The sequence below is a fragment of the Uliginosibacterium sp. sgz301328 genome, assembly GCF_041807905.1.
Classification (GTDB): Bacteria; Pseudomonadota; Gammaproteobacteria; order Burkholderiales; family Rhodocyclaceae; genus JBGVSA01.
Genome location: NZ_JBGVSA010000041.1, coordinates 1 through 7,641 on the forward strand (window position 1 = coordinate 1; position 7,641 = coordinate 7,641).

Below are 7,641 nucleotides of genomic sequence, written 5' to 3' on the forward strand. Positions count from 1 at the left end.
GCGCCGAACACGTAGCCCTGGTCTTCCGACGGCACGAAGCTGGTCGGAATGCGCATGAACATCAGCACCGCCACGGCAATCACGCCCAGGAACAGCACCGCCGAGATGATGCGATGGTGCAGCGCCTTGCCCACGGCATAGAGGTAGCCGTTGGTTGCCTTGGAGAAGCCGGTATTGAAGGCACGGAAGAATGCGTTCGGCTTGCCATGCGTCGGCTTGAGCAGGATCGCGCACAAGGCCGGCGTGAGCGTCAGCGCCACGATGCCGGAGAACACCACCGACACGGCCACCGTCACCGCGAACTGCTGGTACAGCGTACCGGCGATACCGCCGAGGAACGCCACCGGCACGAACACCGCGCACAGCACCAGCACGATTGCCACGACCGCGCCGGATACCTCGCGCATGGCCTCCTTGGCAGCTTCGCGCGGCGACAGGCCTTCTTCGCTCATCAAGCGTTCGACGTTCTCCAGCACCACGATCGCATCGTCAACCACGATACCGATGGCCAGCACCATGGCGAACAAGGTCAGCGTGTTGATCGAGAAACCGAACAGCCACAGACCTGCGAACGCGCCGATCAGCGACACCGGCACGGCCAGGATCGGGATCAGCGTCGCACGCCAGTTCTGCAGGAAGATGAACACCACCGCGATCACCAGGATCGCCGCTTCGAACAGCGTGTGCGTCACTTCGGTGATGGAGGCCTTCACGAAGTCGGTCGTGTCGTACGGAATGCCGTACTCCATGCCCTTGGGCAGCGTCTTCGAGAACTCGGCCATGCGGGCCTTGACGGCTTCGGCCGTCGCCAGTGCGTTGGCACCGGACTGCAGGTAGATCGCCAGACCCACCGCCGGCGCACCGTCCAGGCGCGTTTCGACGTTGTAGTCCTTGCCGCCGAGTTCCACGCGCGCGATGTCGCGGATGCGCAGGAAACCGTCTGTACCGCCGGCGCGAACGATGATGTTGGCGAACTGTTCCGGATCGATCAGTCGGCCGCGTGCCGTCACCGTGTAGACGATCTGCTGGTCGTCGCCGATGGGGGCTGCGCCGATCTTGCCGGCCGCATACTGGAAGTTCTGCGCCGCGATCGCCGCCGCGACATCGGTGGTCGTCACGCCCAACTGCGCCATCTTGTCCGGGCGCAGCCACACGCGGATGGCGTAGTCCTGGCCGAACACCGTCACATCGCCCACGCCCGGCGTGCGCTTGATGTCATCGACGATGTTGATACTGGCGTAGTTCGACATGAACAACGTGTCGCGCGACTTGTCGGGCGACGCGAAGGACACCAGCATCAGGATGTCGTTCGAACGCTTCTGCACCACCACGCCGTTGGTCCGCACGTCGGTAGGCAGACGCGGCAGCACCGCGTTGACCTTGTTGTTGACGTTAACGGCGGCCTGGTCGGCGTCGATGCCGAGTTCGAAGGTCGCAGTGATCGTCAGTTGTCCCGACGAACTCGCGTTGGACGTGTAATACAGCAGCCCCTCCACACCGTTGAGCTGTTGCTCGATCGGCGCGGCGACAGTACGGGCCAGGGTCTCGGCGCTGGCGCCGGGATAGTTCGTGGTGATCGACACCGTAGGCGGTGAGATCTCGGGGTATTGCGAAATCGGCAGCACTTTTGCCGCCACCAGGCCCGCGATCACGATCACGAGCGAGATGACAGTGGCAAAAATGGGCCGTCGGATAAAGAACTGAGCGAACATGGATCAGCGCCCCCTTACTTCGAAGCGGCGGATGCGCTGTTGGCTGCCGGAGCACTGGCTGCGGGTTTCGCGGCGGGCGCGCCCCCCTGTCCGCCTGGGGCTGCACCGCCTGCAGCGCCAGGCGCCGCACCGGCCGGCACCGGCTGGATCGGCATGCCGGGACGCAGCTTGATCAGGTTGTCGACCAGCACGCGGTCACCCGGTTGAAGGCCGCCATAGAGCAGCCAATCCTTGCCGTCCCACGGCCCCGGCTGCACCGGGCGGGGCGCGACCACGTCCAGGCCTTTGTCGTTCTTGGTCGCGACCATGACGAGGAACGCCTGGTCGGTCTGCAATACCGCAGCCTGCGGCACGCGGAAGACATCGCTCTTGGTGCCGACCTGCAGGCGCACCTTCACGAACTGTCCCGGCAGCACTTCGGTTCTCGGATTGGAGAAGACCGCGCGCATCGAACGCGTACCCAGCCTCGGGTCGATCTGCGTGGCAGCGAAGTCCAGCGTGCCGCGCGTGTTGTACTTGGTGCCGTCGGGCAGCACCAGCTCGACGGCCTGCACACTGCGCCAGTCGATCCTGCCGCCCGGGGCATTGGCCTGGTCGGTGGCCGAAAGGCCAAAGCGCACCTTGATCGGATCGGCCTGGATGACGGTGGTCAGTTCGTCGCCGATGGAAATCAGGTTGCCTTCATTGCGCAGCGCGCGGCCGCTGATGCCGGAGACCGGCGCGATCACTTCGGTGTAACCCACGTTCAACGACGCATTGCTGGCAGTCGCTTGTGCCGCCTGCAGTTGCGCCTTGGCCGCGGCCTGCGCCGACAGGGCGTCATCCAGATCCTTGCGGCTGACCGCGTCCTGCGCCGCCAGGCCCTTGTTGCGATCAACCTCGCGCGTGGCCTGATCGAGGCGCGATTGCGCTTCGGCAACCGCTGCGCGGGCGTTCTGCAAGGCTGCCTCGGGTTGCGCCCGATCGAGCAGGAACAGCGGCTGGCCGGCCTTCACCGAGTTGCCTTCTTCATACAGGCGCTTTTCCAGGATGCCGCCCACGCGGGCGCGCACCTCCACCTCGCGGCTGCCTTCAGTCTGGCCCACCGCTTCCACGAAAACCGGCTCGGTCGTCGGCTTGGCTTCGATGAAACCCACCGGCATGAGCTGATTGGCACCGGCCCCTTGCTGGCCCTGGTCCTTGCCCGAGCAGGCAGCCAGTACGGCGGCGCTGAGGATGCCCAGTACCAATGGACGAATGGCGCGCCCACTCTGGCTGCGCGCGGAAGCAATACCGTGGGACAACATCCGGGAACTCCTTAGCAAACTGGAACGTGTATTGACGGGGGAATGAGGTGACAAGGCGTGCATCTCGCGATGCAAGCGCGAAACCGCAGAAGTTTGACACATGGGGGTGCGATTTTTGATTTCTTTACGAGTGCGCCATAATAAACATTCACGCATGTATGGTTCAACAGAAATTTTAGAAAATGGTCAGAAAAACCAAGGTCGAAACCGAGAAGACCCGACAGGACATCATCGCCGCGGCGCGCGACATGTTTGCAGAGCACGGCGTGACCCGTACGACGCTTGAGCAGATTGCGCATGCCGCTGGCGTAACCCGCGGCGCAGTCTATTGGCATTTCGCCAACAAGCTGGACCTCATGGTGGCGCTGCGGGACGATGTGCTCATGCCGCTCATCGAAGAGTTGCAGGACACCCTGCAGGTGGAAGATGGCCGTGACCCGCTGACGGCGATCGAATCCTTCCTTCTCATGCACATCGACCGGCTCGAAGCGGACCCGGTGATGCGCCAGACCTTTGAAGTGCTGATGAACAAATGCGAGTACGTCGGCGAGTTCGGCGTACTCCTCCAGTGCGCCTTCGAACGTACGCATGACAAGCACCAACGGCTGGAACACGCCTACGCCCGCGCCATCGAGCATGGCAGCATGCGGGGTGGCGTCGACCCCGTCGCCGCCGCGCTCGACACCCACGCGTTCATGTACGGCATCGTGCGACTGTGGATCGGCAAATCGGCCGCCGAAGACAATTCGTTCCGCCCACTGTGTCGCCAGATGGTGCGCGATCACATCCAGCTGCGCCGTGCCTGACTGGAACATAGGCCGCGGGAGCGTGTCTTGCCGTCCACGAGCTCAATGACTTGAAACGAGGGAGCACACCCCATGGCCTATGCCGCCCGTGTCGTCATCGTCGGGGCTGGATTCGGCGGCCTGTCCGCCGCCCGCGCCCTGGCTGACGCGCCGGTCGACGTGGTGATCGTCGATCGACGCAACCATCATCTGTTCCAGCCTCTGCTCTACCAGGTCGCCACCGCGGGCCTGTCGCCGGCCGACATCGCCGCACCGATCCGCAGCATTCTGTCCGACCAGCGCAATGCCACTGTCGTCATGGGCGAAATTGCTGCCGTCAATACGGCCGAACGCGTCGTCGCCGATACCGCCGGCCAGCGCTTGCCATATGACTACCTGATTCTGGCCACCGGCGCGCGCCACGCCTATTTCGGCCACAGCGAATGGGAGACCAACGCGCCAGGCCTGAAGACCATCGAGGACGCAACCGCCATCCGGCACCGCCTGCTGGTGGCTTTCGAGCGCGCAGAGATGAGCACCGACGAAGAAGAGCGCCAGCGACTGCTGACCATCGTCATCGTGGGCGGCGGACCGACCGGCGTCGAAATGGCCGGGGCAGTCGCCGAACTGGCGCGGCGTGCGCTGGCCACCGACTTCCGCCATATCGATCCGCGTCAGGCTCGCATCATTCTCGTGGAAGCCGGGCCACGCATTCTGACGACCTTTCCCGATGACCTTTCCGCACGTGCTGTCTATGCATTGGAAAACCTCGGCGTCGACGTGCGCACTGAAGCGCGCGTGACGGAGAGCGATGCCGACGGCGTCGTCGTCAATGGCGAGCGTATCCACGCGGGGACCGTCATCTGGGGCGCCGGCGTGCAGGCCTCACCCGTCGCCGAATGGCTGGGCGTGCCGGCGGACCGAGCCGGACGCGTCAAGGTCGAAGGGGACTTCAGCGTTGCCGGACATCCGGAGATCTTCGTCATTGGCGACGCCGCGCAACTCACCGATGCGGCCGGTGTTGCGGTGCCGGGAGTGGCGCCCGCCGCCAAGCAGGCCGGTGCGTATGTGGCGCGGGTCATCAAGGCTCAACTGGAACAGCGTCGCCCCCCGGCCGCATTCCGTTATCGCAACTGGGGCAACCTGGCGACCATCGGGCGCCGCGCGGCCGTGGCGGATTTCGGTTGGATGCGGATCAGCGGCCCGATCGCCTGGTGGCTATGGGGCTTCGTGCACATCTTTTTTCTCATCGGTTTCCGCAACCGGGTGGCCGTGATGTTCAACTGGCTATGGTCGTTCCTGACCTACAAACGCGGCGCGCGGCTCATCACGGGCAGCCCGCAGCCACGAGAGCGGGAGGCCGACTAGCGGGAGCACGGCCAGGATGAGCGTTTCACGGAAATTTATCCCGCAATGCAGCAAAGCGGTCTATAAAAGGAGCTATCTTGAAAGATTGCTGATCACACACGGAGAGCTCCCATGGATGATATTCCGACCCGCGTCTCGCAAATCTATGCACAGCGGACGGCGGTCAACAAGATCATGCAGCGCCGCAGCAACGACGCTTTCGAGCGTTATCGCGAACGATGCGCCCAAGTGGCCTCGGCCCTCACGGAGTCGGCCAAGCCTGTCTGGCCATGGGAATGGTGGCAGCAAGGAGCAAACTACCTCGCCGACAGCGCCCAGCGCAGCGTACTGTTCTGGGACACGCTGCGTCAGCGCGGCGACAACTATCTGGAACACGTGCGCGAAGGCACGCCGCCGGTCCTTCACTTCAAGTACGAAATGGTGCTCGACGCGCGTCATTTCGATCAGCCGGTCAATTACGCGCTGGTACGCATCGTCCCGCCCGAAGGCGTGACGGTCGACGCCAAGAAGCGCCCCTACATGATCATCGATCCGCGTGCCGGCCACGGCCCGGGCATCGGCGGCTTCAAGGACGATTCACAAGTGGGCATGGCGCTGCGCGCCGGCCACCCGGTGTATTTCGTCATCTTCTTCCCCAACCCTGAACCCGGCCAGACGCTGATGGACGTGTGCGCGGCCGAGGAACAGTTCGTTCACAAAGTGCGCGAACTGCATCCGGACAGCGCCAAGCCGGTCATCGTCGGCAACTGCCAGGGTGGCTGGGCAGCGATGATGCTGGCGGCCTCCAATCCGGACGAGATGGGGCCGATCGTCATCGCCGGCGCCCCCATGTCGTACTGGGGCGGCGCCTGGACCGAGGGCGAAGGCAACAATCCGATGCGTTACTCGGGCGGCCTCCTGGGTGGTACCTGGCTGGCATCGGCCACCGCCGACGCCGGCAACGGGAAATTCGACGGCGCCTGGCTGGTGTACAACTTCGAGAATCTCAACCCGGGCAACACATTCTGGGACAAGTACTACACGCTCTATTCCCGCATCGATACCGAACCGCCCCGCTTCCTCGAATTCGAACGTTGGTGGGGCGGCTATTTCCTGATGAACACGGCGGAAATCGAATGGATCGTCCGCAACCTGTTCGTCGGCAACACACTGTGGCGCGAAGGCGTGCGCTCGCCGCAGGGGCAGTTCATGGACCTGCGCGAACTGCGCTCGCCGATCGTCATGTTCGCTTCGATGGGCGACAACATCACGCCGCCCCAGCAGGCTTTCAACTGGGTCGCGGACACCTACAAATCAACCGAAGAAATCAAGGCGCGTGGCCAGGTAATCGTTGGACTGCTCCATCCGGACAGCGGCCACCTGGGGATTTTCGTCTCGGGCAAGGTCGCCAAGCGTGAATACCGCGAACTGGTCTCGGTGCTGGATTCGATCGAAGCGCTGCCCCCGGGCCTGTACGCGATGAACATCATCGACGAGGTCGGCGCCGACGGCGAAACGACCTATCGCGTCGAATTCCAGGAGCGCGAACTCGAAGAAGTTGCCGGCAAACTCAATCGTTTCGAACGCGTCGATGAAAAGGCCTTCGAAGCCGTGGGCGCAGTGTCTGAGATGAACCAGCGCGCCTATGAGCTCTTTGCGCGTCCGATCGTGCAGGCACTGTCCAACGACACCACGGCCCGCCTGGCCCGTCAGATGCATCCATTACGCGTGCAGCACTGGTCGATATCGGGTCTCAATCCGTGGCTCGACTGGCTGCCCGCGGCCGCCGATCTCGCACGCCAGAACCGCGTGAAGGCCGACACCGACAGTGTGCCGTACCGGGTCGAGCACTACATGTCGGACATGATCAGCGCCGGCTGGGATCTGTATCGCGATCTTCGGGACGCCTGGTCGGAACACTCGTTCTTCAACATCTTCGGCCCGATCTACGCGATGACCCACCAGGAGGCCACGTCCGCCCTGCCACAGACGACGCCAGCCGCGTCCGACCCGCGCCAGTTGCCGGTGGTGCGCGACGCGCTGGCCTCGATGACCCGTGGCGGGCTGATCGAAGCCATCGCGCGCACGGCCTCGCTCATGGCCGAGCCGCAGAACCCCATGCCGCTGGCCGAACTGCACACGCTGTCGGACATCCTCAAGGACTACACCGAGATCGTGGGCCGTGAAATCCCGCCCGACGAGCGCCGCCGCATTCGTGGCGAACAAGACATCATCGTCCGCTATGCACCGCAGGAAGCAGTCTCCACCCTGCCGCAACTGTTGCACGACGACGATGAGCGCGAACGCTATGTCATGTTCTTCGAAAAGCTCGCCGCGGATCCGCGGATCGCGTCGTTCGACATGAGCGACCACCAGCGCGAAGTGTTCGACGCACTGCTGGCGCGCATCGGGCAGTACCGCCAATCGCGCAATATCGAAGAACGCCCGGCCGGTGCTACCAGCATCGCCACGCGACGCCGCAACGGCAGCAAGGCAAAAAACGAAAACAAG

5 protein-coding genes are annotated in these 7,641 nt (G+C 63.9%); 3 read left to right on the forward strand and 2 right to left on the reverse strand.

Going from position 1 to position 7,641, the window contains the following annotated elements; translation table 11 throughout:
• Together ACDA63_RS19055 and ACDA63_RS19060 are read right to left on the reverse strand one after the other, a co-directional pair.
• On the reverse strand, positions 1-1,712 hold a 1,712-nt coding region (locus tag ACDA63_RS19055; RefSeq protein ID WP_373664882.1), incomplete at its 3' end, for an efflux RND transporter permease subunit.
• A 14-nt stretch (positions 1,713-1,726) separates the two neighbouring features.
• Complete coding sequence (locus ACDA63_RS19060) at positions 1,727-2,998, reverse strand: efflux RND transporter periplasmic adaptor subunit (protein WP_373664883.1); 1,272 nt, start codon at positions 2,996-2,998, stop codon at positions 1,727-1,729.
• 182 nt (positions 2,999-3,180) lie between these two features.
• Between ACDA63_RS19060 and ACDA63_RS19065 the strand changes: the two genes are divergently transcribed.
• From ACDA63_RS19065 to ACDA63_RS19075, 3 genes are all read left to right on the forward strand, one after another.
• Positions 3,181-3,804, forward strand: coding sequence for a TetR family transcriptional regulator (locus ACDA63_RS19065; protein WP_373664884.1), 624 nt, complete (start codon positions 3,181-3,183; stop codon positions 3,802-3,804).
• 72 nt (positions 3,805-3,876) lie between these two features.
• Entirely contained in the window at positions 3,877-5,151 is a 1,275-nt protein-coding gene (locus tag ACDA63_RS19070; RefSeq protein ID WP_373664885.1) for an NAD(P)/FAD-dependent oxidoreductase, read from the forward strand.
• Between the two features lie 111 nt (positions 5,152-5,262).
• Positions 5,263-7,641: DUF3141 domain-containing protein (locus tag ACDA63_RS19075; RefSeq protein WP_373664886.1), on the forward strand; the 2,379-nt coding region annotated here is incomplete at its 3' end.